Origin of the sequence: Polaromonas sp., from assembly GCF_012927455.1 — a bacterium.
Lineage (GTDB): Bacteria > Pseudomonadota > Gammaproteobacteria > Burkholderiales > Burkholderiaceae_C > Polaromonas.
The window spans coordinates 61,377-86,713 of the sequence record NZ_JABBPE010000006.1; the positions used below are offsets into that span (position 1 = coordinate 61,377).

General features: G+C 59.4%; 31 protein-coding genes. 19 read left to right on the plus strand and 12 right to left on the minus strand.

The window, feature by feature from the left end:
• Positions 1-8: 8 nt before the first annotated feature.
• A complete protein-coding gene (locus HHJ18_RS07965; protein ID WP_296913828.1) occupies positions 9-1,316 on the minus strand; it encodes an MFS transporter in 1,308 nt (435 codons plus the stop codon).
• A gap of 456 nt (positions 1,317-1,772) precedes the next feature.
• On the opposite strand from HHJ18_RS07965, the gene HHJ18_RS07970 reads away from it, so the two are divergent.
• From HHJ18_RS07970 to HHJ18_RS08005, 8 genes are all read left to right on the plus strand, one after another.
• On the plus strand, positions 1,773-2,444 hold the full coding sequence (locus HHJ18_RS07970) for an amino acid ABC transporter permease (RefSeq protein ID WP_296913670.1): 672 nt from the start codon (positions 1,773-1,775) through the stop codon (positions 2,442-2,444).
• On the plus strand, positions 2,444-3,097 hold the full coding sequence (locus HHJ18_RS07975) for an amino acid ABC transporter permease (protein WP_296913673.1): 654 nt from the start codon (positions 2,444-2,446) through the stop codon (positions 3,095-3,097). The genes HHJ18_RS07970 and HHJ18_RS07975 overlap by 1 nt, the downstream gene beginning before the upstream one ends.
• A 54-nt stretch (positions 3,098-3,151) precedes the next feature.
• A complete protein-coding gene (locus HHJ18_RS07980) occupies positions 3,152-3,958 on the plus strand; it encodes a transporter substrate-binding domain-containing protein (protein WP_296913676.1) in 807 nt (268 codons plus the stop codon).
• 18 nt (positions 3,959-3,976) lie between these two features.
• Complete coding sequence (locus tag HHJ18_RS07985; RefSeq protein ID WP_296913678.1) at positions 3,977-4,762, plus strand: amino acid ABC transporter ATP-binding protein; 786 nt, start codon at positions 3,977-3,979, stop codon at positions 4,760-4,762.
• A complete protein-coding gene (locus HHJ18_RS07990; protein ID WP_296913681.1) occupies positions 4,752-5,582 on the plus strand; it encodes a TIM barrel protein in 831 nt (276 codons plus the stop codon). Before HHJ18_RS07985 ends, HHJ18_RS07990 begins: the two co-directional genes overlap by 11 nt.
• Complete coding sequence (locus tag HHJ18_RS07995) at positions 5,579-6,526, plus strand: sugar kinase (RefSeq protein WP_296913683.1); 948 nt, start codon at positions 5,579-5,581, stop codon at positions 6,524-6,526. Before HHJ18_RS07990 ends, HHJ18_RS07995 begins: the two co-directional genes overlap by 4 nt.
• A 3-nt stretch (positions 6,527-6,529) precedes the next feature.
• On the plus strand, positions 6,530-7,576 hold the full coding sequence (locus HHJ18_RS08000; RefSeq protein ID WP_296913686.1) for a D-glycerate dehydrogenase: 1,047 nt from the start codon (positions 6,530-6,532) through the stop codon (positions 7,574-7,576).
• Between the two features lie 189 nt (positions 7,577-7,765).
• On the plus strand, positions 7,766-8,095 hold the full coding sequence (locus HHJ18_RS08005; protein WP_296913689.1) for a cupin domain-containing protein: 330 nt from the start codon (positions 7,766-7,768) through the stop codon (positions 8,093-8,095).
• 103 nt (positions 8,096-8,198) lie between these two features.
• Here the strand turns inward: HHJ18_RS08005 and HHJ18_RS08010 are convergent, their stop codons facing one another.
• The 4 genes from HHJ18_RS08010 to HHJ18_RS08025 form a co-directional block, all read right to left on the minus strand.
• Positions 8,199-9,251 (minus strand): NAD(P)H-dependent glycerol-3-phosphate dehydrogenase, encoded by a 1,053-nt coding sequence (locus HHJ18_RS08010; protein ID WP_296913691.1) that lies wholly within the window; start codon positions 9,249-9,251, stop codon positions 8,199-8,201.
• A gap of 56 nt (positions 9,252-9,307) precedes the next feature.
• A complete protein-coding gene (gene secB / locus HHJ18_RS08015) occupies positions 9,308-9,775 on the minus strand; it encodes a protein-export chaperone SecB (RefSeq protein ID WP_296913693.1) in 468 nt (155 codons plus the stop codon).
• Between the two features lie 160 nt (positions 9,776-9,935).
• Positions 9,936-10,199: a glutaredoxin 3 gene (gene grxC, locus HHJ18_RS08020; protein ID WP_296913696.1), complete on the minus strand. Its 264-nt coding sequence runs from the start codon at positions 10,197-10,199 to the stop codon at positions 9,936-9,938.
• A 102-nt stretch (positions 10,200-10,301) separates the two neighbouring features.
• Positions 10,302-10,712, minus strand: a complete 411-nt coding sequence (locus HHJ18_RS08025; RefSeq protein WP_296913699.1) for a rhodanese-like domain-containing protein — start codon at positions 10,710-10,712, stop codon at positions 10,302-10,304.
• A gap of 136 nt (positions 10,713-10,848) precedes the next feature.
• Here HHJ18_RS08025 and gpmA point away from each other — a divergent pair, with 136 nt between their 5' ends.
• The 3 genes from gpmA (at position 10,849) to moeB (ending at position 14,091) form a co-directional block, all read left to right on the plus strand.
• Positions 10,849-11,592 (plus strand): 2,3-diphosphoglycerate-dependent phosphoglycerate mutase, encoded by a 744-nt coding sequence (gene gpmA, locus HHJ18_RS08030; RefSeq protein ID WP_296913701.1) that lies wholly within the window; start codon positions 10,849-10,851, stop codon positions 11,590-11,592.
• A 196-nt stretch (positions 11,593-11,788) separates the two neighbouring features.
• On the plus strand, positions 11,789-13,228 hold the full coding sequence (locus HHJ18_RS08035; RefSeq protein ID WP_296913704.1) for a S41 family peptidase: 1,440 nt from the start codon (positions 11,789-11,791) through the stop codon (positions 13,226-13,228).
• A gap of 116 nt (positions 13,229-13,344) precedes the next feature.
• Positions 13,345-14,091, plus strand: coding sequence for a molybdopterin-synthase adenylyltransferase MoeB (gene moeB / locus HHJ18_RS08040; protein ID WP_296913707.1), 747 nt, complete (start codon positions 13,345-13,347; stop codon positions 14,089-14,091).
• Between the two features lie 87 nt (positions 14,092-14,178).
• Here the strand turns inward: moeB and HHJ18_RS08045 are convergent, their stop codons facing one another.
• Positions 14,179-16,215 carry an AsmA family protein gene (locus HHJ18_RS08045; RefSeq protein ID WP_296913709.1) on the minus strand — a complete coding sequence of 679 codons (2,037 nt, stop codon included), beginning with the start codon at positions 16,213-16,215 and terminating at the stop codon, positions 14,179-14,181.
• A gap of 303 nt (positions 16,216-16,518) precedes the next feature.
• On the opposite strand from HHJ18_RS08045, the gene HHJ18_RS08050 reads away from it, so the two are divergent.
• Positions 16,519-16,899: a response regulator gene (locus HHJ18_RS08050; RefSeq protein WP_296913712.1), complete on the plus strand. Its 381-nt coding sequence runs from the start codon at positions 16,519-16,521 to the stop codon at positions 16,897-16,899.
• Positions 16,900-16,901: 2 nt separating this feature from the next.
• Here the strand turns inward: HHJ18_RS08050 and HHJ18_RS08055 are convergent, their stop codons facing one another.
• Positions 16,902-17,534, minus strand: coding sequence for a response regulator transcription factor (locus tag HHJ18_RS08055; RefSeq protein ID WP_296913714.1), 633 nt, complete (start codon positions 17,532-17,534; stop codon positions 16,902-16,904).
• Positions 17,535-17,664: 130 nt separating this feature from the next.
• On the opposite strand from HHJ18_RS08055, the gene HHJ18_RS08060 reads away from it, so the two are divergent.
• From HHJ18_RS08060 to HHJ18_RS08090, 7 genes are all read left to right on the plus strand, one after another.
• Complete coding sequence (locus HHJ18_RS08060; RefSeq protein ID WP_296913717.1) at positions 17,665-19,005, plus strand: CHASE3 domain-containing protein; 1,341 nt, start codon at positions 17,665-17,667, stop codon at positions 19,003-19,005.
• 224 nt (positions 19,006-19,229) lie between these two features.
• Positions 19,230-19,394: a DUF1328 domain-containing protein gene (locus HHJ18_RS08065; RefSeq protein WP_296913719.1), complete on the plus strand. Its 165-nt coding sequence runs from the start codon at positions 19,230-19,232 to the stop codon at positions 19,392-19,394.
• Positions 19,395-19,483: 89 nt separating this feature from the next.
• On the plus strand, positions 19,484-19,885 hold the full coding sequence (locus HHJ18_RS08070) for a hypothetical protein (RefSeq protein ID WP_296913721.1): 402 nt from the start codon (positions 19,484-19,486) through the stop codon (positions 19,883-19,885).
• A gap of 113 nt (positions 19,886-19,998) precedes the next feature.
• Positions 19,999-20,337, plus strand: coding sequence for a hypothetical protein (locus HHJ18_RS08075; protein ID WP_296913724.1), 339 nt, complete (start codon positions 19,999-20,001; stop codon positions 20,335-20,337).
• Positions 20,338-20,349: 12 nt separating this feature from the next.
• The gene (locus HHJ18_RS08080) at positions 20,350-20,796 is read left to right on the plus strand and encodes a hypothetical protein (protein WP_296913726.1); all 447 of its coding nucleotides are present in this window, start codon (positions 20,350-20,352) and stop codon (positions 20,794-20,796) included.
• A complete protein-coding gene (locus HHJ18_RS08085; RefSeq protein WP_296913729.1) occupies positions 20,793-21,332 on the plus strand; it encodes a ferritin-like domain-containing protein in 540 nt (179 codons plus the stop codon). The genes HHJ18_RS08080 and HHJ18_RS08085 overlap by 4 nt, the downstream gene beginning before the upstream one ends.
• Positions 21,333-21,439: 107 nt before the next feature.
• The gene (locus HHJ18_RS08090) at positions 21,440-21,754 is read left to right on the plus strand and encodes a BON domain-containing protein (protein ID WP_296913732.1); all 315 of its coding nucleotides are present in this window, start codon (positions 21,440-21,442) and stop codon (positions 21,752-21,754) included.
• A 135-nt stretch (positions 21,755-21,889) separates the two neighbouring features.
• Here the strand turns inward: HHJ18_RS08090 and HHJ18_RS08095 are convergent, their stop codons facing one another.
• The 5 genes from HHJ18_RS08095 to folE all read right to left on the minus strand — a co-directional run bounded on the left by HHJ18_RS08095 (position 21,890) and on the right by folE (position 25,233).
• A complete protein-coding gene (locus HHJ18_RS08095; RefSeq protein ID WP_296913734.1) occupies positions 21,890-22,468 on the minus strand; it encodes a BON domain-containing protein in 579 nt (192 codons plus the stop codon).
• Between the two features lie 87 nt (positions 22,469-22,555).
• The gene (locus HHJ18_RS08100) at positions 22,556-23,035 is read right to left on the minus strand and encodes a thermonuclease family protein (protein ID WP_296913736.1); all 480 of its coding nucleotides are present in this window, start codon (positions 23,033-23,035) and stop codon (positions 22,556-22,558) included.
• A gap of 157 nt (positions 23,036-23,192) precedes the next feature.
• On the minus strand, positions 23,193-24,011 hold the full coding sequence (locus HHJ18_RS08105; RefSeq protein WP_296913738.1) for a DUF429 domain-containing protein: 819 nt from the start codon (positions 24,009-24,011) through the stop codon (positions 23,193-23,195).
• A 73-nt stretch (positions 24,012-24,084) separates the two neighbouring features.
• The gene (locus HHJ18_RS08110; protein WP_296913739.1) at positions 24,085-24,507 is read right to left on the minus strand and encodes a BLUF domain-containing protein; all 423 of its coding nucleotides are present in this window, start codon (positions 24,505-24,507) and stop codon (positions 24,085-24,087) included.
• A gap of 3 nt (positions 24,508-24,510) precedes the next feature.
• Complete coding sequence (gene folE / locus HHJ18_RS08115; protein ID WP_296913741.1) at positions 24,511-25,233, minus strand: GTP cyclohydrolase I; 723 nt, start codon at positions 25,231-25,233, stop codon at positions 24,511-24,513.
• Positions 25,234-25,337: the final 104 nt, after the last annotated feature.

Here is a 25,337-nt window from a genome sequence, read left to right on the forward strand (position 1 = left end):
GCGGTCAATCAGACCGGCAGTTTCTTGCTGTAGTCGATCAGCAGCGTCGAGCAGATGAACAACCCTGCGCCCGCGCCGGCAAACAGCATGAGGGCGAGAAAATACGAGCCCGTCGCCTGCACGATCAGGCCGACCACGATAGGCACGCCTATGCCCGCCACGTTGCCGCCCAGGTTCATGGTGCCGCCCAGAAAGCCGACCCGGTCGCGCGTCCCGAGGATCGATGGAACGCACCAGAACAGTCCGCACCAGCGCAGGAAAAACAGCGTGACCGAGAGCATCACCACCACGGTGACGGGGTCGGTGATTCTGGAAACGCTGTAGATCGAGAGCGTGGCAATGATCGAGGAGATGCCGAACAGCGTGCGCAGCACCTTGCTTTGCGAAGCGCCCGCAGCCTTCCATTTGTCGGCGATCCAGCCGCCGACCATTTCCCCGACGAAGCCCGAGAAAAACATGATGAACACCGCGCCGCCCATCTGCTTGATGTCAAAACCGTGGACCTTGGACAGGTAGTTGGGCATCCAGGTCAAGAGGCCGTAAAACAGCGCGTTAAAGCACATCCAGCCAAAAAACATTCCCCAGACCGAGCGGTACTTGAAAAAGTCCAACGCGCGGCCGCTGAGGACAGCCGGTTCCCTGGCGCTGTCTTGCGCGTGGGAGGCTTCGATGTAGCGCGCTTCGGCCTCGTTCACGCCGGGATGCTCGCGCGGATGATTGCGGATATAGCTCCAGGCAAAATATCCTGCGATCACCGTCCCGACGCCGGCAATGACAAAAGCCAGGCGCCAGGAACCCAGCAGTGCGATCAAGCCGGAGATCAGGATGGCTCCGAGTGCTGCGCCCAGCGGCGCGCCGCCGTCGAGCAGGGTCGCGCCGCGACCGCGTTCGTTCTGAGTCATCCAGATGCCGTTGAGCTTGCCGCCGGCCGGATAGATCGGCGCCTCGGCCGCTCCCAGCCCGAGCCGCGTCAGGAACAGGGGGACCCAGCCGGTGCAAAGCGCCGCGATGGCCTGGAAAAAGCCCCAGCCCAGCGTGGCCGAGGCAATCACGACGCGCGGGCCGTACCTGTCGGCCAACATGCCGCCGGGAATCTGCATCAGCGCGTAAGTCCAGAAAAACGAGCTCAGCAGCAGTCCCTGCGTCGCCGGCCCGATATCAAACTCCTTGGCGATCAGCGGCATCGCCACCGAGAGCGAGGCCCGGTCGATGTAGTTAATCGAAATAAGAAACAGCATCATCAGAAAAATCTTCCATCGCACCTTGGTCGGCGCGGCGTCGGCCACGGCGTTGTCGGCCACGGCGGTTTTCGCCATCACTAAAGTTTCCATGGTTTCAGTGCTCCAGTTGTTCCGTTTACGCTTGCGACAAAAAATGCGTCGCCCACCGAGGGCCGGTAGGCCCGGACTTCGACTGCGCAAGCACCGTAGAAGTCGACCGGTAAAAATATTTTTCCGATGCTTGTCACTTTATATGTCGACACAAGTGTCGACATTAGTATTTACCATAGTGTCGACTCTAATTTGTAAAAATATGAAAGCCGGAAATCTGGCCTTGAGCCTGTTATCGCACCCTATTTTGCGGGGTCGTGGCCAAGAGCGGCACCCAAGGGTATTGACGGAGTTACAACACAGGCATGTTTGCTTTTATAATGCGTTGAAACCGGTTTCAGAGCTTGTTGACAGTAGCTCTCCAGCCAGGCTTTGAGGAAATCTTGTACCAACCAAAGTGACTCAAGCGCTCGCGTCGTTTCCAAGGCCATCGTCTCGTTGATGAACTACACATTCCAATTCGGCGCCGTCTTTGCGGCTTGGCCGCTGCTGCTCAAAGGCACCTGGAACACGATTGAGCTGTCGCTGCTGGCCATGCTGTTCGGGCTGCTGGTGGCCATTGTTTGCGCCTGGGGCAAGACCGCCGGACCGAAACCGCTGCGCTTTGTGATCAACGCTTACATCGAGCTGATCCGCAACACTCCGTTTTTGGTGCAGCTGTTCTTTTTCTTTTTCGCCCTGCCCGCGCTCGGCCTGCGCTGGTCGGCCTACACCGCTGCGCTGACGGCGATGGTGATCAATCTGGGTGCTTACGCCACCGAGATCATTCGCGCTGGCATCGAGTCCATTCCCAAGGGCCAGATCGAAGCCGGCCTGGCGCTCAACCTGAAGCACCACGAGATTTTCCGTTTTGTCATTTTGAAGCCGGCGCTGAAGGCGATTTACCCGGCGCTGACCAGCCAGTTCATCCTGCTGATGCTGAGCTCTGCGGTGGTATCAGCCATTTCCGCCGACGACCTGACATCGGTAGCGGCTAATTTGCAGTCGCAAACCTTTCGCAGCTTTGAGATTTACATCGTCGTTGCTGCGATCTACCTGGTGCTGGCGCTGGCGTTTTCAGCGCTGTTTCGCGTGATTTACAAGACCACCCTCAACTACCCGGACCGTCGCTGATGCGCACTTTCGGATTTCCTGAATTTTTGTTCATCCTTGAGGCGGCGAAGTGGACCGTGGCGCTGTCGCTGATCGCTTTCATAGGCGGCTCGATAGGCGGGCTGATCGTTGCGCTGAGCCGCACGGCCGACAACCGCGCAGCGCGCTGGATCTCGGGCATCTTCATCCAGATCTTTCAGGGCACGCCGCTGCTGCTGCAATTGTTTCTGGTGTTTTTTGGCGCACCGGTGCTGGGCTTTGACATCAACCCCTGGCTGGCGGCCGGCGTGGCGCTGATCTTGAACAGCAGCGCTTTCCTCGGTGAAATCTGGCGCGGCTGCATTCAGGCGGTGCCAGCCGGTCAGACCGAGGCGGCGCACGCGCTCAGCCTGTCTTACTTTTCCCGCATGCGTGACATCGTCTTGCCGCAGGCCGCCAGGATTGCTCTGGCGCCCACCGTCGGCTACCTGGTGCAGATCATCAAGGGCACCTCGCTGGCGGCCATCATCGGTTTTGTCGAAGTCACGCGGACCGGCCAGATCATCAACAACGCAACCTTTCAGCCACTGATTGTGTTCAGCGTGGTGGCGGCGATTTATTTTGTCCTCTGTTGGCCCCTGTCCTTGCTGGCATCCCACATGGAGCGCCGGCAAGCGGCCGCGCTGGCACGCTGAACGGCGCCGCAAACTTTCCGTCCTTTTTTTCCACTACAAACCGGAGTCTTCACCATGATCAAACATTTGCAACGCCGCGCATTCACTGGAACCGCTTTGGCCTTGGGCCTGGCCGCCAACCTGTCGGCTTGGATCCCCGCCGCCAGCGCGCAAACCGTCGCCGATATCAAGAAAAAAGGCGAGTTGACCGTCGGCATGCTGGTGGACTTTCCGCCTTACGGCACCATGAACAGCGCCAACCAGCCTGATGGCTACGACGCTGACGTGGCACGCCTGATGGCCAAAGACCTGGGCGTCAAGCTCAATCTGGTTCCCGTCACCGGCCCCAACCGCATTCCGTTTTTACTGACCAACAAGGTCGATCTGCTGGTCGCCTCGCTGGCTGTGACGCCCGAGCGCGCCAAGCAGGTGCAGTTTTCCAAACCTTACGCTGCCGCCAGCATCGTGCTTTACGGCTCCCAAAAAGTCAGCCTCAAAACCCCGGCTGACCTCAAAGGCAAGCGCGTCGGCGTGGCCCGTGCCAGCACGCAAGACGTGGCGCTGACCGCCGCAGCCCCTGAAGGCACCGAAATCCGCCGCTTTGACGACGACGCATCGGCGATGCAGGCGCTGCTGTCGGGCCAGGTCGATGCAATCGGCTGCTCGACCACGGTGGCGGCGCAAATTGCCAAGCGTGCCCCGGCCAACGCCTTTGAAAACAAGTTTGTGTTGCGCCAGCAGGTGATGGGCGTGGCGATGCGCCCGGGCCAGGACGAGTTGCTGAAAACGGTGGACGACTTTGTCGCCCGCAACACGGCCAATGGCGAACTCAACAAGCTTTACCGCAAATGGCTGGAAACCGACCTGCCAAAAATGCAATAAATCCTGGAACTTGTTTTCATGACAGACACGCTGCAATCATCCTCGCCCGCTGGCGCTGATGTCATCATCCGCATTGAAGCGGTGGACAAATGGTTCGGCCAGTTCCAGGTACTGACCGACATCAACCTGAATGTTGCAGCCGGGGAACGCATTGTGATCTGCGGGCCTTCGGGCTCGGGCAAGTCCACGCTGATCCGCTGCATCAACCGGCTGGAAACCGTGCAAAAAGGCCGCATCGTGGTCGATGGCATCGACCTGACTGCCGGTGGCAAGAACGTCGATTCGGTGCGCCAGGAAGTCGGCATGGTGTTCCAGCAGTTCAACCTGTTCCCCCACCAGACGATTTTGCAGAACTGCATGTTGGCGCCGATGCGCTCGCGCAAGTTGAGCCGGGAAGAAGCCGAAGCCATCGCGATGAAATACCTGACGCGGGTGCGCATTCCCGAGCAGGCGCAAAAATACCCGAGCCAGCTCTCGGGCGGCCAGCAGCAGCGCGTGGCGATTGCCAGAGCCCTGTGCATGACGCCCAAGATCATGTTGTTTGACGAACCCACTTCAGCACTCGATCCGGAAATGGTCAAGGAAGTGCTGGACACCATGATCAGCCTGGCCGACGACGGCATGACGATGCTGTGCGTCACGCATGAAATGGGCTTTGCCCGCAGCGTGGCCGACCGGGTCATCTTCATGGCCGACGGCAGGATCATCGAAGAGGCGCCGCCGCAGCAGTTTTTCAGCAACCCGCAAAACGAAAAAACCCGCAATTTCCTCGGGCAGATCCTGAGTTCGCAACATGCGCACTGAAGTCCCGACCACTACCCGATCCACCCGCCCCTTGGCCGAACCACCTATCCTGATTTCGCTGTCGGCCTTTGGCGCAGCCGAAGTGCGGCGCCACGGCCAGCGCTGGTTTGCCCAGCTCAGCCATGCGGCCGGTGCCGATGGCATTGAAGTGCGCAGCGAACTGCTGGTCGATGCTGCGAACGAACTGCCTGCCATCGCCCGCGCCGTTCAAAGCGCCGCCATGCAGGTGGTCTATTCCAGTGCCGACTACCTGTGGGCCGCAGACGGCACGCTGGATGCGCCCGCGCTGGATCGAGCATTGGCCGCCGCCCAAGCTTTGGGCGCGCCGCGTCTGAAAATGGCTATGGGCGGTTTCGGCCCCGCGTCCCACGGCTCCTTTGCAGCGCTGCAAGACCGCCTTCTAGCCGCCAACACCGAGCTGGTGATAGAAAACGACCAGACCCCGGCAGCTGGCACGCTGGCTGCTCTGCAAGACTTTTTTGGCGCTGCCAAGACGCAGGGATTTTTTTGGGGTATGACCTTTGACATGGGCAACTGGCACTGGACCGGCGAATGTCCGCTGCAAGCTGCCAGCGCGCTGGCAGCGCAGGTGCGCTATGTGCATTGCAAGGGGGTGCAGCGTCAGCCGCAGCGCTGGGTCGCCGTGCCGCTGGCCGAATCGAGCGCGCCTTGGCGCGCCGTGCTGCGCGCCTTGCCGGCCGATGTGCCCTGGGCGATTGAATACCCGCTGGCAGGAGACGATCTGCTGGACGTGACGCGCCGGGAAATCGAGCAGTTGCGCAGCGTTGCCGTCAGCCTTCAGCAACGGGCAAGCCCATGAGCCACGCTTTGGACGTCATTACTTTTGGCGAAGCCATGATGCTGCTGGTCGCTGACCGGCCCGGCCCCCTGGAGCATGCCGAATTTTTTCACAAGCGCACGGCCGGTGCGGAAACCAACGTCGCCATCGGCCTGGCGCGTCTGGGACTCAAGGTCGGCTGGGCCAGCCGCCTGGGCACTGATTCGATGGGCCGCTATTTGCTGGACGCCATGGTTAGGGAAGGCATCGACTGCTCGCACGTCGTCTGCGACCCCTCGCAGAAAACCGGTTTCCAGTTCAAGGGCCAGGTCAGCGACGGCAGCGACCCGCCGGTGGAATACCACCGCCAGGGCTCGGCGGCCAGCCATATGGACCTGCGCGATATTGACGTAGCCTGGCTGCTGTCGGCGCGGCATCTGCATGCCACCGGCGTGTTTGCCGCAGTCTCAGCCACCACTCTGCCGGCCGCCCGCAAAACCATGAACCTCATGCGCGCGGCCGGCCGCAGCGTGTCGTTCGACCCTAACCTTCGCCCGACGTTGTGGGCCACGCCGGCTCGGATGCGCGAAGCCATTAATGACCTGGCGGCGCGCGCCGACTGGGTGCTGCCGGGGCTGGAAGAGGGCCACTTTTTGACGGGCGAAGCCACGCCCGAGGGCATTGCGCGCTATTACCGCCAAGGCGGCGCCACGCTGGTGGTGGTCAAGCTGGGCTCGGAAGGCGCCTGGTTTGACAGCGACACGGCCGGTAGCGGCCATGTGCCGGGCTTTGCGGTCGCCGAGGTGGTTGACACCGTGGGTGCCGGCGACGGCTTTGCCGTCGGCGTGATCAGCGCGCTGCTCGATGGCCTGAGCGTGCCCGACGCCGTGAAGCGCGGCACCTGGATTGGCGCGCGCGCCGTACAGGTGCTCGGCGACAGCGAAGGCTTGCCGACGCGGTCCGAACTCGACCACGCTAAACTTTAATCCATGGTCAACGACAGCCCCCGCAAAAAGGTTCTGGTCTTCCGCGAACTGCCGCCCGACCAGTTGGCGCGACTGCAGGCACAGCACGACGTGAGCGTGGCCAATCCGCGCGAGCCTGAACAACTGGCCGCGTTCAACGCGGCACTGGGCAGCGCCCAGGGCATGATAGGCGCCAGCTACCCCATCAACGAAGCCGTGCTGGCCTGCGCGCCACGGCTCCAGGTAATTTCCAGCGTGTCGGTCGGCGTTGACAACTACACCCTGAGCGCGCTGGCGGCGCGCGGCATCGTGCTGTGCTACACGCCCGGCGTGCTGACCGAAACCACCGCGGACACGATTTTTGCGCTCGTCATGGCGACCAGCCGCCGCCTGGTCGAACTCGCCAACCATGTGCGCGAAGGTCACTGGTCGCGCAACATTGGCGAAGAACTGTTTGGCTGGGACGTGCATGGCAAAACACTGGGCCTGCTCGGTTTTGGACGCATCGGCCAGGCCGTGGCGCGGCGCGCGGCGCTGGGCTTTGGCATGCCGGTGCTGTACCACAGCCGCCACCCGGTAAACCTGGCCACGGCGGCGCCCGATCTGCTCGGCAAGGCGGTGCACACCCCATTCGATGACTTACTGCAACGCGCCGACATCGTCGCCGCCGTGCTGCCCTTGTCGAACGAAACCCGTGGCCTGATGGGTCCGCGCGAATTTGGTCTGATGAAAGCCGGCGCCATTTTCATCAACGGCGCACGCGGCGCCATCGTGCAAGAGGCAGCCCTGCTGCAGGCACTTAACCAGGGCGGACTGCGCGCTGCCGGGCTGGATGTGTTTGCGACAGAGCCGCTGCCCATGGGTTCCCCCTTGCGCCGGCACCCCCGCGTAACCGCTCTACCGCACATCGGCTCGGCCACCTTTGAAACGCGCCATGCCATGGCGGAACTGGCCACCACCAATTTGCTGCAGGCGCTGGCGGGCGAGCGGCCGCTCGCCGTGTTCGATACCTCGGCCGGCTTGTCGCCAGCACCGCTTGCAGGCCAGCGCGATGGGCCAGTCACCGGTTGAATTTGCTATTATTTTCATAGCTTAACGCGCCCGTCCTGTATTGGCTTCAGGCCTATTTAACCAATAAGTCCGGCATCTGACAGCCGCTTTGACGCCAGCCATGTGGCGCCGCGCCTATTTACGCCCTGGGCCGTGCCTTGGGGGGTAAACTTTGCAAGACCAACCTCACCGCTTTCATGGAGTTTCATCATGGCCATTTCTCACGCCGCTTCGGGGCAGCTTCTTGACATTCATTCCCTCACCGAGCAGTTCTCTGAAACGCGCACCTTCGCCGTGTTCAAAACCGACCAGCTCGAAGTCATGCGGTTGATGGTGCCTGCGCATAAAGCTGTGCCCTCGCACCAGGTCAAAGGCGAGGTCACGGTTCAATGCCTGGAAGGCGAAGTGGATTTCACGGCTGACGGAAAGGCCCAACGCATGAAAGCCGGACAGCTGGTGTGGCTGGCCGGTGGCGTGGCGCATGGTTTGACGGCCGTGCGCGACTCGACGCTACTGGTGACGCTGGTTTTACGCAAATAACTGCTAATTTGAGGCCGCAACTCAATCACGACAGGCGCCACAAGCTATTGTTTTAATAGCAGGCATGGCCCTTGTCGCGGATGTTGACGGCGTCGCCGCGCAGCTAATGCAGCTCGGCCGTCGGGTCGCGACCCATCAGCAGGGCAACCGCCTGCTCGGGCAAAACCTGGCCATCGAGAAGCGCCACCACGCTTTGCGCAATCGGCATGTCTATGCCCAGCGACTGGGCGCGTTGCACCACGGTGCGGGCACAGTACACCCCCTCGGCGACATGGCCCAGCGACGCGACGGCTTGCTGCAGGGTTTGGCCCTGGGCCAGCAGCAGGCCGACCTTGCGGTTACGGCTCAGGTCACCGGTCGCCGTCAACACCAGGTCGCCCAGACCACTCAGGCCCATGAAGGTTTCGGCCTTGGCGCCGAGCGCCACGCCCAGCCGCATTATTTCTGACAGCCCGCGCGTAATGAGCGCGGCGCGGGCATTCAGACCTAGCTGCAGGCCGTCACACAAACCCGCCGCAATGGCCAGCACGTTCTTAACGGCGCCGCCGACTTCGACGCCAACCACGTCGTCGCTGGCGTAGACGCGCAGCGTGGCGCTGTGAAAGGCGGCCACCAGCGCCTCCCGGACTTCGGCGTGCTCGCTCGCGGCGACCAGCGCCGTTGGCTGGCCGCGCGCCACTTCCAGCGCAAAACTCGGGCCGCTGAGCACGCCTGCTCTTAAATTAATAGCTACCTGCGCCCGTATTTCATGAACCAGCAGACCAAATGAGGGTGAAGATGAGGCAAGGTGCGGTTCTGACGCGAACGGCGCTTCAAACCCTTTGCTAAGCCAGACGACGGGTACCGTGGCGTGTTGCAGGCTGTGCAGCAAACTGCGCGCCGCTGAAACCGGCGTCGCCATGACGATCAGGTCTTGTCCGCTGAGCGCCGGAGCCAGCGAAGCCGCGCCGCCGCCTTGCACCACCAAGCCGTCGGGCAAGGCAATGCCGGGCAGATAGCGGCTATTGGCGCGCTCGCGCTGCAGGGTTGTAACCAGCGCCGCATCGCGCGCCCACAAGGCGACTTGGTGCCGGGGCAGGCCGCCATCCGCAGCGCGTGCGGCATTGACAGCCAGTGCCGTACCCCAGGCGCCCGCACCGATCACAACTATTTTCATGGCACGCAGGCCTGCCAACGCGGGTGACGCCTTGACAGGTCACTCAACACGGGCCATCAAACAATGATTTGCGGTGGGGTCTGCGCTGCAGCGGCTGCTTCGGTCTGCTGCTGCTCGTACATGGCCTGGAAGTTGATTTCAGCCATGTGCACTGGCGGGAAGCCGCCGCGCTGGATAACGTCGGCCACGTTGCTGCGCAGGTAGGGGTAGACGATTTGCGGGCAGGCGATGCCCAAAATGGCGCCTAGCTGATCGGTCTGCACGTTGCGGATCTCAAAGATTCCCGCCTGCTTGGCTTCCACCAGAAACACCGTTTTGTCGGCAATTTTGGTGTGCACGGTGGCCGTGACGGTAACTTCAAACATGCCTTCGGCCACCGGCGTGGCACCGACACCGAGCTGAATGTCAACCCCTGGCTGCTCTTGATTCAAGAGAATGTCAGGCGAATTGGGTTGCTCTAGCGACACGTCCTTGAGATAGACGCGCTGGATCTGGAATACGGGGTCAAGATTGGCTTCAGCCATGGTGCTCTTTCGGGGGTACTGAAAAAAACAGGGAAGGGGTGGAAATGCCTGCGCCTTGCAACAACAGGCCAGCGCGCATTATCACAGGGCCGAAGCGAAGACTGGCCGGCACAAGAGACGAGGGCAAAAGACGCTGGCCGCAAGACTCTATGACGGCTTATCAGGCGGCACGGCCCAGCAGTGGCAGCAAGCCGCCACGGCCATCCAGTGCCACCAGGTCGTCACAGCCGCCTACATGCGTGTCGCCGATGAAAATTTGCGGCACGGTGCGCCGGCCGGTCAGTTCCATCATGGCCTGGCGCTCACCTGGCAGCATATCGACACGTATTTCCTCCAGTTCGGTCACGCCGCGCTCTTTGAGCAACTGCTTGGCCCGGATGCAGTAAGGGCAAGAGCCCGTGGCGTAGATCTTGACGGTTGGCATGTTTTCTCCAGGGTCGTACGGGCGGCTGCGAAGCACAGGAAACGGGACAAGCGGGGCTGGATTCGGTCCGCAGACCGGCCTGACGCTGTTGGGATCAGACTTTCAAGCCTTTTCTAAGGGCAGGTTAGCCTCTTTCCAGGATTTGAGCCCGCCACCGAGTGATTGGGCTTGCTGGTAACCAAGCTTTTTGGCAATGGCGACGGCGCGGCTGGCCCGCGCACCACTAGCGCACACCAGAATCAGCGGCAAGGCCTTGTTCTTGACGACTGCGGGCAGTCTGGTTTCGAACTCGCTGAGCGGCACATTTTTGGCGCCGGTGACATGGCCCGCTGCAAACTCTGCAGCCTCACAGACATCAACTACCACGGCCTTTTCGCGGTTGATTAGCTGCACCGCGCCACTGGCGCTCAGTGCATCGGCATTCAGGGCGCCTGAAATCATGGGCCACACCAGCATGCCACCGGAGGCAAGCGCTATCGAAATCAGCATCCAGTTATCAATCAGGAATTTCACTTTGTACCTTGTGTATATTTTTCAGCCAAGTAGAGATTTTAGAATAGCGAAAGGACACATTGCATCCCGGCTGTCTTTTATTCCCCGCCAATCCTCTTTTATTCTCTTTTTTTACTTCCCTCCAACCTCACACACCATGCATAAACTCGTGCTCATTCGCCATGGCGAATCGACCTGGAATCTTGAAAACCGCTTCACCGGCTGGACTGACGTCGACCTCACGGAAACCGGCATCGAACAGGCTAAAAACGCCGGCAAGCTGCTTAAAACCGAGGGCTATGAGTTCGATGTGGCCTACACCAGCGTGCTCAAGCGCGCTACCCGCACGCTCTGGCATGTGCTCGATGAAATGGACCGCACCTGGCTGCCAGTGGTTAACAGCTGGCGCCTAAACGAACGGCATTACGGCGCCTTGCAGGGGCTGAACAAGGCGGAAACCGCTAAAAAATACGGCGACGAGCAGGTGCTGGTGTGGCGCCGCAGCTACGACACCCCGCCGCCGCCTCTGGACCCCCAAGACCCGCGCAGCGAACGCGGTGACCCGCGCTACGCCAGACTGCTGCCCGACCAGGTGCCGCTGACCGAGTGCCTGAAAGACACGGTGGCACGTGTTTTGCCTTTCTGGAATGAATCTATGGCACCGGCCATCAAGGTCGGTAAACGCATTGTGGTGGCGGCCCATGGCAACTCGATACGCGCTCTAGTGAAATACCTGGACGGGGTGTCGGACAACGACATCGTGGGGCTCAACATCCCCAACGGCATTCCACTGGTGTACGAACTCGACGCCAGCCTCAAACCGCTGCGCCATTACTACCTGGGCGACCGCGAAGCGGTTGCCAAAGCCGCTGCCGCCGTGGCCGCGCAAGGCAAGGCTTGAAACGGCACACATCAATTGACTAGTCAAGTCGCGCGATAGATTGTAAAAGTCCTGTAAAACGCGACGGTTTAGGCGCTTTTGCGGCGGCAGATGGTGCTACCGATGGAACTGTGGCGCAGGGCCTCTCTCCAAGGTGTATATTGCTTCTGGTTCAAGGGAGCAGAGGTTCCTCAACAGGCTTACTAAGGTATTTTTTATGGGTCAAAAACTCAAAATAGCAGGCTGGATTTCAATCGGCGCCGTGGCGGGGGCCCTCACCACCGTACAACTGCAAGCCGTCGCCCGCGGCGGTCTTACGCCTTTGCCACTCGAAGAGTTGCAACAATTGGCGGCCGTGTTCGGGATGGTCAAGAGCGACTATGTTGAACCGGTGGACGAAAAGAAACTTATCACCGACGCCATTTCCGGCATGGTGGCCAGCCTTGATCCGCACTCGGTGTACTTCGATAAAAAATCCTTCAAGGAATTTCGCGAAGGCACGTCCGGCCGCTTCGTCGGCGTCGGGATTGAAATCAGTCAGGAAGACGGCCTGGTCAAGGTGGTGTCCCCGATTGAAGGATCGCCTGCCGACAAGGCAGGCCTGAAGCCCAACGACCTGATCACCCGAATTGATGACACCGCCGTCAAGGGCTTGAGCCTGAACGAAGCGGTCAAAAAAATGCGTGGCGAGCCCAAGACCAAGGTGCTGCTGACGATTTTTCGCAAGGACGAAAATCGCACTTTTCCGGTGAGCATCATTCGCGAAGAAATTCGCACCCAGTCGGTGCGCAGCAAGGTAGTAGAGCCCGGCTACGCCTGGATTCGCCTGAGCCAGTTCCAGGAACGCACAGTGGACGATTTCGTCACCAAGGTGGAGCAGATTTACAAGCAGGAGCCCAACCTCAAAGGCATGGTGCTCGATCTGCGCAACGACCCAGGTGGTTTGCTTGATGCCGCCGTGGCGGTGTCAGCAGCCTTTTTGCCAGAGAACGTGACCGTGGTGTCCACTAACGGGCAACTGGCCGAAAGCAAATTTACCTACAAGGCCTCACCCGAGTTTTACCAGCGCCGCAACGGAGCTGATCCGCTCAAGCGACTGCCGGCAGCGCTCAAGACCGTGCCGCTGATCGTGCTGGTCAATGAAGGCTCTGCCTCTGCCAGCGAAATTGTGGCGGGAGCCCTGCAAGACTACAAACGCGCCACCATCATGGGCACGCAGACCTTCGGCAAGGGCTCGGTGCAGACGGTACGCCCGCTCGGCCCGGACACTGGAATCAAGCTGACCACGGCACGCTATTACACCCCAAGCGGCAAGTCAATTCAGGCACGCGGCATCGTTCCCGACGTGATGATCGACGAAACCGCCGAAGGCAGCCCGTTTGCCGCGCTGCGAACCCGCGAAGCGGATCTTGAGAAACATTTGGGCAGCGGTCAGGGCGCGGAAGTCAAGGAAGCAGGTCGGGAAAAAGCTCGTGAAGAAGCGCTGAAACGGCTCGAAGACGAAGCAAAAAAGACGCCAGAGCAGCGCCGCCCGCCCGAACTCGGCAGCGACAAGGACTTCCAATTGGCCCAAGCCATCAACCAACTCAAGGGCCGACCCGTATTGGTCAGCAAGACCGCAGTGGTCGAGCCGAAAAACGAGAAGAAGGAAAACTAGAACCACCGGGCAGGACCGAGGCCAAGGCGGCGTAATAGCTGCTCGCCTCCGTTCGGCCCTTGCGCTGGCTCCAGTTAGACACGCTGCCAGGATTCGAGTCGCTTTTTTTTCCATTCATGACCGACGAACAGCTGCTTAGGTATTCCCGCCACATCCTGCTCGATGAAATAGGAATCGAAGGCCAGGAAAAACTTCTGTCTTCGCACTTACTGATTGTTGGCGCCGGTGGTCTTGGCTCGCCAGTGGCCTTGTACCTGGGCAGCGCCGGTGTCGGCCGCATCACCATCGTCGACCATGACCGGGTCGATGCCACCAACTTGCAGCGGCAAATCGCCCACAACCTGGCCCGCATCGGGCAGTTCAAGGCAGAGTCGGTGCGGCAGTCGATTGCCGCCATTAACCCGGACGTGCATGTGATTCCGGTCACTCAGCGCGCTGACGCCGACCTGCTTGACCAGCTCGTGCCCGGGACTGATCTGGTGCTGGACTGCACCGACAACTTTGTCACCCGTCACGCCATCAACCGCGCCTGTGTCAAACACTGCAAGCCGCTGGTTTCGGGTGCTGCCATCCGTTTTGACGGCCAGATCACCGTGTATGACCCGCGCAGTGCGCAGTCACCCTGCTATTCCTGTGTTTTTCCTGAGTTAGACCTGCCGGAAGAAACCCGCTGCGCCACCATGGGCGTTTTCGCGCCGTTGGTGGGCATTGTGGGCACGGTGCAGGCCGCCGAGGCGCTCAAGCTGCTGTGCGATATCGGGCAGGCATTGACCGGACGACTGCTCATGCTGGATGGTCGAAGCCTGGCGTGGAATGAGATGAAGCTCATACGTAACCCGGCGTGCCCAGTTTGTAGCAGTTAATGCTGACTTGACGCGGCCTTCAAACCGCTTCTTTCGTCATTGCCTCGCCGCTGCGGGATTGCCGTGTCGGCCCGCCGCCATCCTGAATTACTTTTTGGTCGCAGCGGGCGCTGGGGCGCCGGCTCTGGGCGGCGGCGCGGCGGCACCTGGCTTGGCGGCCTGAGCCAGCACGCCGGCGCAATCAGCATCGTGTCCGGGTCCTGTCTCCAATGTGGCCGCCAATGCCAGCAGCGGATTAATGGCCGCCAACGCCAGGGCAATACCGGCCCGTCCCGCGAGGGCCGCCTTGTCGGGTCCGGCAGAAGGAGCTGAAAAAGTGCCTCCGATGCGCAACGGCGATCTGAAGCTCAGAATGCTGCGGTCCTTCGGCAACGGATCGAGGACCAGATCCAGCGTTTCATGGGCGAGGCTTACTTGTCCCCGACCGTTGATCACCGTATCCGTCGTATCCAGCACGATGGCGCGACTTGTCATCAAACCCTGTTTGACACCGAAGGCGGCGGCGGCACAACGCAGCTCCACATTTCGGTCACCACGCAAAAAGAACTTGATGGCTTCCCCGCCGTCGAGTCCTATGAATTCGAGCAGGATGTTGCTGATCTCGCCTTTGCCCATCAACACCGCCACATCCCCCGAGGCCGAACCCAGCATTTGCGCCACCGAATTGCCTTGACCCTTTAGATCAAACTGCCCGCTGATCCTTCCTAAACTGCTTTTGGTCGTCTCGACCGCAGGGAACAGCTGATTCAACCTTAAGCCACGCACATCCAGCTTGGTATCGAAGGCGGCCGGTGTAACGTTGGCATCAATGCGGATACGCCCTGCAACTGTTCCACCAGCAACCCCCAGCGAGACCGGCTCTAGCTGCAAGACCCCCGCGTTAAGTTTGACTTGGACACTGCCCTTGTCCAGCGGGAGGTTTCGCGCATGCCGGATATCGGCCGCGGAATAGCTCACGTCGGCGTTCATGGCCTTGAGCTTGGCAACATCCAGCGGCGTGACAGGCAGGACTTTTCGCGAGGCGTCTTCGCTTCGCATATCTTTTTTCTGCACGTCGATTGCGGCGCCGTTGCTGGCAGACGACGCCGAATTCGCCGCAACCGGTCGGCGGGCCACAGGAGTTAAACCGATCACCGGCCCCAAATCCTCAAAATCAAGCAGTTTTGACTGAACCTTGCCGGTCAAGAGGGGCACTACCGACGATTGATCGAAACTCAGCGCGCCGCTGAGGTCGGACTTGCCCAGCACACCCTGAATCTGGCTGGCGGCCCACACTTGCCCGTGTTTGCTGAGCTTGCCGCGAAGCTTGTAGGCGGGCGTTGAGGGCAGCACGACGCCCAGCAGCTTGTACAACTCTTCGAGATTGCGGCCCTGCAAATCAAACGTAGCATCGACACCGGCAAGTTCCGCCAAATTGGCGATCACACCCTGAGCCTTCAAGCTGGTTCTTCCCGCCACCGCATTCACCTCGAGCGGAAAAGGCGCTCCAGTGTTCTGGCTCAGCTTGAGTACGCCGCCCGTGCGTCCGTTGGCCGTAAAGGACTCATTTTTCCATTTCCCCTTGGCTTCGTAGCTCAGGGGGAGCTGCTCGGCCGCCTCTTTCGCCACGGAAAACTGCGCCACCACATTGGCTCCTTGCGCCGTCGCCAGGTATTTCAAGGTTCCTTGATCGACCTGCAGGGTTCCAATGTCTGGCGCTGCACCCTTGTCGGAGGTGTCACGTGCCAGCGCCCAGGTCCTGCGCCCGTCCGGCTCAATCTGCAAGCCAACTTTGGGCTGCGACAGCACAATGCGCGGCAAAATTACTTTGCCCACCAACAGCGGCAACAATTCGATGTCAAATTCTGCCGCATTTGCTTGCAGAAGATAGGGCTCGCTGGCCCATTCAGGGTTGGCAATTTCCACGCCCTCCACCCGCACCGTCGTGGTTCGCCCCAGATACACGGCCAGATGCTTGGTAATTTCAAAACGGCGTCCTAGCTGCCCCGAGACATAGCGATTGATCGGTCCGCGCAGTGCATCCCACGGAAAGAAAAAAACCACCAAGGTCAGAACCACCAGCAACAGGGCGAGAACCGCGAGCACTTTTCGAAAGTGGGAGGATTTGATCAGGGAGTTGTTCATGCGCTGGTGAGGACCCTGCAATGGCAGTTGGCGTGCTCAGAAGAGTTCACACACGCTTTGGATTACTTAGTTGCTACTATCGGGCGATTTTTCCTGCAAACGGGTCAGCAAGCACGATGTACGCCTGTGGGCAGGTACCTACAGTTACGCGGCCGTCTTCGTAGGTAGTTTCCTACAAACACTGGCCGTCCTCGCTGGCAGAATACTGCCAGCAACAAGATACATTAAAAAACAGGGTAAATTTGCTTTTTAAGTCTTTCGTAAGCTTCCGAAAGACACATTACCCGTACATGGACCTCAGCAGTGAGATTGAAAACTTACATCGTCGAAGATAATCCCACAATCCGGGAGAATCTGATTGGCACGCTTGAAGAACTGGCGAGCATCAACTCCGTGGGCACTGCTGAGACCGAAAATGAAGGAAAGGCCTGGTTGGCCGCAAACCCTAACAACTGGGACTTGGCTATCGTGGACTTGTTCTTGAAGCAAGGGAGTGGGTTGGGTATTCTGGCATCTTGCCGCGACCGCTCCTCCAGCCAGAAGGTGGTTGTCCTCAGCAACTACGCCACGGCGGACATCCGCCAGCGGTGCGCGCAACTCGGAGTCGACGCGGTTTTCGACAAATCCAATGAAATTGACGCCTTGGTAGAGTATTGCCTCCAGCAGCGCGTCACCTGCGGTTGAAATCAGTCAATCAGGCGGTTTTTGAGCGCGTAGTAGGTGAGATCGCTATTGGAAGCGAGGCTCATTTTTTCCATCACCCGGGTTCTGTAGGTGCTAACGGTTTTCACGCTCAGCGACAGCGCTTTTGCAATATCGCCCGCGGTTTCCCCTTTTGCCAATTTCAGAAAAACCTGAAATTCACGTTCGGACAGCTGCTCGTGCGAGGCCACGTCATTGGGCCGGTTCAACTGCTGCGCCAGCAACTCTGCCACCGCCGGGGTGATGTAGCGTTTGCCCAGAGAAATCACGCGGATTGCATCGACAATTTCAGACGGGTCGCATTCCTTGTTGAGGTATCCGCTGGCGCCCTGACGGATCAGGTTGACGGCGTAATGCTCTTCAGGGTAGCCACTCAAAATCAGTATGCCCACGTCAGGTGCCTTGGCCCGGATCATGGCCAGCGCGTCGATTCCGCTTTGCCCGGGCATCGACAGGTCCATCACCAGAATGTCTAGTTCAACATTGCGCACCAGGTCAATCGCCTCGCGGCCGCTGGCGGCCTCGCCAACGACGCGCAAATCCACATGGTCCGAGAAAAACTGCCTCAGCCCCGAACGCACAATCGCATGGTCGTCCACAATTCCGATTTTTATCATGTCGCAGTCCTCCTATAAGCCAGCATAAAGCAGGCGATGCACTGAAAAAGAAATGGCCGAAGTGGTCATCTTTTGATTTTCATGCCCATTATTGACGAATTCTTTAGCGATGTACCGAATGGAGCTTGCAGTGAAAAAGTTTTCGATCCCTCAAATGGCCGTCAGCCTGCCGCTGGCAGTGCTGGCCGCAGCCATCCTTATTTTTATCAATGAGCTAAGTTTTTACCAGTCCACTGATGCGGTAGCCAGCATTGAAGAGGCGCAAAAAACTCGCGGCTCAATCAATAAACTGCTGCAACAGGTACTGGATGCGGAAACTGGACAGAGGGGCTATTTGCTGACCGGCGACCCGCGCTATCTGGAGCCCTACAACACAGCCACCGCCGATATCAACCAAAATCTTGACGTTTTGCGCCTGCTGTTCGCGCCCTACAAAGACCAGCTTACCGAATTCGGCCTGTTGTCCCGGCATGTTTCGCGCAAACTGGCAGAGATGGACCTTAGCGTTCGCATGCGCCGCGAAGACAATGACGATGCCTGGAAATTTGTCTTGACCACCGACGTTGGCAAAGAGCAGATGGACGCCATCCGGGAGCGCTCCGCCACCCTGGCAGCCAGCAGTATCCGAAAAATGGAGCAGGGACAGGCGCAAATCCAGCGAACATTGCTGCTGTCGCGCATCGGCATTGCGATCATGGCAATGGCCGGGCTGCTGGCGTTTTATATGTACCTGCTGCAGACCAAAGCGGTGCTTGACTCGGGCATGCGCGAGCAAGCCATGCTGCAGCGCGAGCGTGATCTGCTGGAAACGCAGGTGCGCGAGCGTACCGCCAGCCTGGCCGAACTGGCGACCCATCTGCAAAACGTACGGGAAGATGAGCGAGGCCACCTGGCGCGCGAACTGCACGACGAACTGGGTGCGCTTTTAACCGCCGCCAAACTCGATGTAGCCAGGCTCAAATCGCGTCTGGCCGGTAACTTGCCCGAAGCGGCAGAGCGTTTGCAACATTTGACTAACACACTGAACAGCGGTATTGCACTTAAGCGACGCATTGTGGAGGATTTGCGGCCGTCTTCGCTTTCCCACCTTGGCTTGGTGGCATCGCTGGAGATCCTGGCGCGGGAATTTGAGGACCGGTCCGGACTCTTTGTCACCACCGATCTGGAACACGTCGAACTCGATGGCTCGTCGCAGCTGACCGTTTACCGGATGGTGCAAGAATCACTGACAAACATGGCTAAGTATGCGGACGCCAAGCAGGCAGACGTGAGCTTGCATAACTTCGACGGCTACGTCACGGCGGAGGTCAAGGACGACGGCAAGGGCTTCAAGCTCGACTCTTTAGGGCCGGCAAGCCACGGCCTGGCAGGCATGCGCCATCGTGTGGAAGCTGCCGGCGGCCGCCTGACGGTAGTCAGCGCCGAAGGGCACGGCACGAGAATTTCAGCGGTACTTCCCAAGTCAAGTTGAATCAAACGGAGGAGCGCCGCCCTCGCTGGCACTCTAGTACACCTATTTAGACGTGCTGGACGCGCGCGTAACAAACTGTCAGCCCACTCCTACAGCCTGTCCTCCCCAGGGCTGACAGGGGCACCCGTTCATAGCTGATGGGGGAAAACGCTCATTTTCACTAATCTAACCATAGGCGTTTCGAAAGAAGCCCTGCCTAACCCAATCAAAGCAAGGAGATTGAGATGCTGCACTATTCCGTCGTTTTTCTGGTGATCGCTCTAATCGCCGCCGTCTTTGGCTTTGGCGGAATCGCGGCCGGAGCGGTTGAGATCGCCAAAATTCTATTCTTCATTTTCGCCATCATGGCGATCGTGAGTTTTGTCGTCAGCTTGTTGCGCAAGAACTGACGACTACGCGCCGCTTGAATGCAGCCTGAACGCTTCCGCCCAAAGCTTTCTCTTCGTAAATTTTTTAGTTAATTCACCAAGGATCTGACATGAACACCAATACACCCTTTCCCAAATCAGCCCGCGAGGCGATGCCAGGTATCCGCGAAGGCTCCGACGAACTGCTTCAAAGTGCCGACAAGGCCGTCAGTTCAACCCGGCAGTATGCCAACGACGCCTTGGACAAAGCCGAAAACAAGGTTCGCGAATTGCGCGGCAGCGTTGACCCGATGGTCGACATGCTGGCGTCCAAAGCGCAAAAACTGGCCCGCCAGAGTCTGGACTTGGCTTCTGAAGCCAAGGACCGCGCCGAACAATCGTTTAGACGGGCCGCAGGCGTGACGACCAAGTACGTGGCTGAGCAGCCGCTTCGCTCTGTGCTCATTGCTGCGGCAGTGGGTGCAGCCGTCGCCTTGCTGATCAACGCATCTCGCCACCGCGACCGCTATTGAGACCTTAGCCCTTAGACCTTAAACCTTAGACGCCTGCCAGTTTGCCAGCACCCACCTCTGCCCTTGACCTTTCATCTCCCACTCTAATGCTCCACCCGTTTTTTTCTACCATAGTGAAAAGACCAGATCTGGTGATAGAGCATCTATCGGCCTATGCCGCGCTGCTGCATCAGGAAGCGGCAAGCGCCGGCGCGGAGTTGTTGACTCGCGTCGTGGCTTGGCTGGTGGTAGTGTTGCTGGGCGTGGTCTTTTTGGGGCTGGCGGGCACGGCACTGATGCTGGGCATGCTGAAAAATCAGTTTCACTGGGTACTGATAGCGGTGCCGGGGGTAGCGCTGCTGCTCACCATCATCGCCGTCTTTCAAGCCAAAAAGCCGTTTCAGAGCGAACGCTTTCCCGAACTGAAAGCGCAAATTGACAGCGATACCCGTGCTTTGCGCGGCGTTGCCTGAAAGGCTGGCGCCATGTCATCGCTCCATGAAGCCTCACCCCAAGAGCGTCTAACCAACAGCCGCAAAGCGATAGTCCGGCACATGAGTCGCGACAGCAAGCCGCGGGACGACACCGGCGACCCCGACCTGGATGAAACCGAACAGCTGCGGTCCGCTTCCTCGGGAACATGGGGCGTTGTCAAGCACGCGATCCAGGCCTGGTGGCATCACCACCCAGTGAGCGTAGCCTTTGATCTGGCCCGTCCGGCCATCGGCCACTATGCAGAAGACAAACCGTTCAAATTGCTGGGCATCGCCGCTGGCGTAGGCGCTGCAGCCGTATTGTTTCGGCCGTGGCGTCTGGTTTCCCTGGGCGGGGTGCTGCTAGCGGCGCTCAAATCGTCCGAGCTCTCGGGTGCCCTGCACTCCCTGATTTCCAGTTCCCGCCAAGATTCCACATACCCTGGAGAAAACTCATGAACACCAAAACTGCCACTTCCAATGAATTGGCCCTCGACGAAACCGGCTTGAATGCCGCTAGGCAAAGCCTAGACGAGGGCGCAATGACCCCCGCCTATGGACCGCACCGTGATGCCATCGTGAAGCTGCTTAACGATTCGCTGGCGACCGAGCTCGTTTGCGTGCTGCGATACAAACGCCACCACTTCATGGCCAGCGGGGTGTCGTCTGCCAAAATTGCCGAGGAGTTCATGGTCCATGCCAATGAAGAGTCTGCGCACGCCGACCGCATTGCAAAGCGGATTGTGCAACTGGGCGGAGAACCTGATTTTTCACCCGATACCTTGCTGCAACGCAGCCACGCCGACTATGACGAATCGAACGACCTGCAGACCATGGTGCGAGTCAACCTGGTGGCCGAACGGATCGCCGTCGAAAGCTACCGCCAGATGATTGCGCTGCTTGGCGACAGGGATCCCACCACCCGCCGCCTGCTGGAGGACATTCTGGCCGATGAGGAAGAACACGCCGACGAGCTCAAGGACTGGTTGGAGTAATAAAGATTACCGCAGGTCGATTGGCGTGGTGCCGCCGATTGATTGGCTTTTTAAACTTGCACCACATCTGTTATCAGTTAATAAATACCGATTCAAGAGGAAATAATATGAAATACGCTCGCGCAATTGCATTCGCCGCCCTGGCTGGCATCACCATTATTGGCAGCGGCTGCGCCGTTGGGCGTGGTCAAGAGACCACTGGCGCTTACGTGGATGACGCAGCGATCACCACTACCGTCAAGGCCAAGTACGTCTCGGACATGACGGTTGCCGCTACCTCCATCAGCGTTGAAACGCTCAATGGTGTGGTTCAGTTGTCCGGTTTTGCCAAATCCAACAACGAGAAAATACAGGCAGAAAATATTGCCCGTGGCGTCAAGAACGTCAAGGGTGTGCGCAACGACATCGTTGTCCGTCCTTAAACACGACTACTAGCATTCGGCCCCTAGCGGTGGCCTAAAAAAAAGCAGGCGATGAAACTATTTCATCGCCTGCTTTTTATTGAGCGCTTGTACTCAAGCGGTGGCGACCGACTACGCCGGCCAGCTGCAGCACCTCTACCCCGCTTTGACTTGCAACTTGTTGTCAACCGCACGCACGCCTTTTGTAGCCTTGGTGATAGCGCTTGCCTTGTCGACAGCCGCTTGACTGGGGGCTATGCCGTTCAACGTCACGGCGCCATTTTTGGTGTCGACGTTGATTTTAAGCGCGCTCAGATCCGGGTCTTTACCCAAGCTTGAAGACACAGCGGCGGTGATTGTCATGTCGTCGAGCTTGTCGCCCGCTTTGCTGGCAGCCTCTATCCCTGAGGATTCGGCTTTTTGGGTGGCATCTTTCAGCGCCGCCCCTGCCTTAGCCAATGCGCTTTCTGTTTTAGCCTTGGCTTGCTCGCCGGCCTGTTCAGTTTTGGCAAGGGCTGAATCGAGTTGTTGCCCGGCCGTTTTACCATCTTCCTGTTTGCCGCATGCGCTCAATGCCAGTGTCAGCGTCAGCGCGTTGGCTAGCAGCAGCGAGCTGCGCAAACGCAGGCAAGCTGCAAAACGGTTTTCAAGTTGGTTTTTCATAGTGACTCCTGGAATAATGATAGGGTTACAAGAAAAGTCGAGCACGCGCGACCTTACCCATGGGACCGCCATTCCTAACTTTAGCAGGCGCGCGGCGTATGGCGGATCAGCATTTACCGAAATGCGGGTAGGACAAATCAACCAACCCAGGCAGCCGGATTAAAAACAGCGCCCATGCTGCTTTCGGAACTCTCGTGGATAGACCGGACGCGGCCCCTGCGCTGGCGAGAACAGTCCCAGCCGAGCCGCTTCTGCCTGACCTTGCTGACGCGCATAGGGGCCCGAATCGTTTCGATAGCGGTAGGACCATGCCAGCCCCTGCGTAACCATCCATTCCCCGAGGTCATCACCGCCCAGAACCAGCCGAGCCAGCTGCCGCCCGTATGCGTCATGCAGCCGGCCGTGAACGGTGACTCGCTGGCCCAACGCACGGCGCATCAAGGCATCGCGCGACGCCACGCCACCGGGCTGGCAAATCTCGGGCGCGTCAATGCCGTCAACGCGAATGCTGAGCGGTTTGCCGCCCTCCTCCGGCCGCACCCAGACAGTATCGCCATCAACGACATAGCTCACGACACCCCACCAGACGCGCGCGCTATGCGTCGATGCGCGAGCCTGAACGCTCCAGAGCAGCAACACGGAACAGGCCAGAAGAAGCAATATTTTCGCCCTCGAAAGAAGCATCTGATTTTAATTACTATTGAATTGATAGCACATTGCGCCCGTATTCATTGGGCTAGAAGCCTAAAACTATACCCAATCTGGCAACAGAGCGACTACCAGCCGCCGACTGGCGCTAAGCCGTGACAATCCAGCCTTCCAGCCGGTCCATCTGCGGCGGCAGGCCATACAGCGGGGCGCCCTGCCCGGCCGCCCAGGCCGCCTGCATCAGGCACAGCACGGCGTCCAGACGGTCACCGCTGGCGTCGTCAATCAGTGCGTCGCGCTGCGCATGGCTGACTTTCAGGCGCAGGCCGAGCCGGCTCTGCCCATGCTCCAGCGCGGTGATCAGGTCCTTGCGCGCAATCAGTCGCTCCGGAGTTTGTTTGGCCTTGTCATCGCTCTTGTAGGAACGGCTCCCCAGCAGTTCGCGCGCCAGCAGGCCCGGGTAACCCTCCAGCGCAACCCGGCTGACATCGCCGTCGTGCAATCCGGGCAGGTGCACGCCGGCGGCGAGCAGGCGCGGCACGCCGGCGTGCAGCATGTAAGCGACCGGCGGATTGACCCATTTCATCGACGGACTGGAACCGGCCGGCCGGTCCGCCGCGCGATGGGCGAACTTTTGCCCGGGCGGACGCGCATCGCAAAAGGCCGCAAAGAGCGCGCGAATCTCCGGCCGAGTCAAGGCGGCGTAATGACGAATCAATTCAGGCCAGCGCTGCGGCCAGCCCAGATGCGCAACCAGTTCACGCGGCAGGCCAAAGGGAAAGTCGAATGCCGCTGTCCACGCGCGCGGCTGACTTAGCCAATGCGCAAAGCCGTCGAGCGACTCAATGCATTCCAGACCGGCCAGCAGTACCCGCCCTTTGGCGGCTGAGCCGGTGGCCATCACGATCGGTTTGCGGTGACTCGGACTGCTGGAAAAGTCGCAACCGATCAGCACGGCCGGCGTCATGCTGTCACTGCTCACACCGCGCAGCCGTGAAGCCGACCGGGATCGGGCGGGCGTGCTGTCCGGCCACGCCGCGTCAGGCGCGGCCGATGATGGCAGCGGTGGCCATCAGTTCTTCAAGCAGCGCCAGCGACACTTTGCCCGACACCGAATAGGGGTCGAGCTCGGGCTTTTCTGAATACTTCAGCAGGACCGCGTGGTTAAGCTTGAGCAGATTGACCTGCCCCATGGTCCAGCCACCAAAGCGGCGCTCGGAAATTTCTTCATAGTGCAGCAGCGCCACATCTTTGTGACGCGGGTCGCGCTGAATGTGGCCGTAAAGCTCGCTGACCGGCATGCGGCCGCCTTCAATGGCCTGCAGAAAAATACCGCCGCCGTAGCAAAGAATGCCGGTAATGCCGCAAGTCGGGTTGTACTCGCGTGATTGCGTAAGAATGGCATTGATGGCATCCGGAGTGGTGTCCAGGGCGCGGCTGGCGTAAAGCAAACGTACCAACATCGTTTAACCTTTCTGGGGAAGCAGAGCAAGAAATTCGCGGCGCAGCGTCGGATCCTTCAGAAACACGCCGCGCATCACCGAGTTGATCATCTTGCTGTCCATGTCTTTGACGCCGCGCCAGGCCATGCAATAGTGGCTGGCTTCCATCACGATGGCCAAGCCATCGGGCTGGGTTTTCTCCATGATGAGATCAGCCAGCTGCACCACGGCCTCTTCCTGAATCTGCGGCCGGCCCATGACCCATTCGGCCAGCCGCGCGTACTTGGACAGGCCGATCACGTTGGTGTGCTCGTTGGGCAGCACACCAATCCAGATCTTGCCTATCACCGGACAGAAATGGTGTGAACAGGCACTGCGCACGGTAATTGGCCCGACGATCATCAGCTCGTTGAGGTGTTCGGCATTGGGAAACTCGGTGATCGCCGGCGCAGCCACAAAGCGGCCTCTGAAGACCTCGTTGACGTACATCTTGGCGACGCGGCGCGCGGTGTTGTGGGTATTGTGGTCGCCGGCGGTGTCGATGATCAGGCTGTCGAGCACGCCCTGCATCTTGATTTCGACCTCGTCGAGCAGCAACTCCAGCTCGCCCGGTTCAATGAACTGGGCGATGTTGTCGTTGGCATTGAAACGCTTGCGTGCCAGCGCCAATCGTTCGCGAATTTTGACGGAGACCGGTATGCCTTCGTCCGTTGTAGCGTGGGGGAGCGTTGTGATGTTCATAAGCATGTCGAATATTACCAGCCCGCTCCGAAAAGGGTATTGAATCATTTTTTTCAGTGTTTTAGAGCTCTAGCCCTTTATGGGCGGGCGTAAGCAGCTATTAATTTAAT

Bases quoted from the DNA above. Each gene is read 5' to 3' on its own strand.
- HHJ18_RS07965 (WP_296913828.1), bottom strand. From the start codon at position 1,316: ATGGCGAAAACCGCCGTGGCCGACAACGCCGTGGCCGACGCCGCGCCG.
- secB (WP_296913693.1), bottom strand. From the start codon at position 9,775: ATGGCTGAAGCCAATCTTGACCCCGTATTCCAGATCCAGCGCGTCTAT.
- HHJ18_RS08065 (WP_296913719.1), top strand. From the start codon at position 19,230: ATGCTGCACTATTCCGTCGTTTTTCTGGTGATCGCTCTAATCGCCGCC.
- HHJ18_RS07985 (WP_296913678.1), top strand. From the start codon at position 3,977: ATGACAGACACGCTGCAATCATCCTCGCCCGCTGGCGCTGATGTCATC.
- moeB (WP_296913707.1), top strand. From the start codon at position 13,345: ATGACCGACGAACAGCTGCTTAGGTATTCCCGCCACATCCTGCTCGAT.
- folE (WP_296913741.1), bottom strand. From the start codon at position 25,233: ATGCTTATGAACATCACAACGCTCCCCCACGCTACAACGGACGAAGGC.
- HHJ18_RS08095 (WP_296913734.1), bottom strand. From the start codon at position 22,468: ATGGCGGTCCCATGGGTAAGGTCGCGCGTGCTCGACTTTTCTTGTAAC.
- HHJ18_RS07980 (WP_296913676.1), top strand. From the start codon at position 3,152: ATGATCAAACATTTGCAACGCCGCGCATTCACTGGAACCGCTTTGGCC.
- HHJ18_RS08055 (WP_296913714.1), bottom strand. From the start codon at position 17,534: ATGATAAAAATCGGAATTGTGGACGACCATGCGATTGTGCGTTCGGGG.
- HHJ18_RS07975 (WP_296913673.1), top strand. From the start codon at position 2,444: ATGCGCACTTTCGGATTTCCTGAATTTTTGTTCATCCTTGAGGCGGCG.
- HHJ18_RS07995 (WP_296913683.1), top strand. From the start codon at position 5,579: ATGAGCCACGCTTTGGACGTCATTACTTTTGGCGAAGCCATGATGCTG.
- HHJ18_RS08010 (WP_296913691.1), bottom strand. From the start codon at position 9,251: ATGAAAATAGTTGTGATCGGTGCGGGCGCCTGGGGTACGGCACTGGCT.
- HHJ18_RS08105 (WP_296913738.1), bottom strand. From the start codon at position 24,011: ATGACGCCGGCCGTGCTGATCGGTTGCGACTTTTCCAGCAGTCCGAGT.
- HHJ18_RS08080 (WP_296913726.1), top strand. From the start codon at position 20,350: ATGTCATCGCTCCATGAAGCCTCACCCCAAGAGCGTCTAACCAACAGC.
- HHJ18_RS07970 (WP_296913670.1), top strand. From the start codon at position 1,773: ATGAACTACACATTCCAATTCGGCGCCGTCTTTGCGGCTTGGCCGCTG.
- grxC (WP_296913696.1), bottom strand. From the start codon at position 10,199: ATGCCAACCGTCAAGATCTACGCCACGGGCTCTTGCCCTTACTGCATC.
- HHJ18_RS08110 (WP_296913739.1), bottom strand. From the start codon at position 24,507: ATGTTGGTACGTTTGCTTTACGCCAGCCGCGCCCTGGACACCACTCCG.
- gpmA (WP_296913701.1), top strand. From the start codon at position 10,849: ATGCATAAACTCGTGCTCATTCGCCATGGCGAATCGACCTGGAATCTT.
- HHJ18_RS08045 (WP_296913709.1), bottom strand. From the start codon at position 16,215: ATGAACAACTCCCTGATCAAATCCTCCCACTTTCGAAAAGTGCTCGCG.
- HHJ18_RS08000 (WP_296913686.1), top strand. From the start codon at position 6,530: ATGGTCAACGACAGCCCCCGCAAAAAGGTTCTGGTCTTCCGCGAACTG.
- HHJ18_RS08090 (WP_296913732.1), top strand. From the start codon at position 21,440: ATGAAATACGCTCGCGCAATTGCATTCGCCGCCCTGGCTGGCATCACC.
- HHJ18_RS08005 (WP_296913689.1), top strand. From the start codon at position 7,766: ATGGCCATTTCTCACGCCGCTTCGGGGCAGCTTCTTGACATTCATTCC.
- HHJ18_RS08035 (WP_296913704.1), top strand. From the start codon at position 11,789: ATGGGTCAAAAACTCAAAATAGCAGGCTGGATTTCAATCGGCGCCGTG.
- HHJ18_RS08070 (WP_296913721.1), top strand. From the start codon at position 19,484: ATGAACACCAATACACCCTTTCCCAAATCAGCCCGCGAGGCGATGCCA.
- HHJ18_RS08085 (WP_296913729.1), top strand. From the start codon at position 20,793: ATGAACACCAAAACTGCCACTTCCAATGAATTGGCCCTCGACGAAACC.
- HHJ18_RS07990 (WP_296913681.1), top strand. From the start codon at position 4,752: ATGCGCACTGAAGTCCCGACCACTACCCGATCCACCCGCCCCTTGGCC.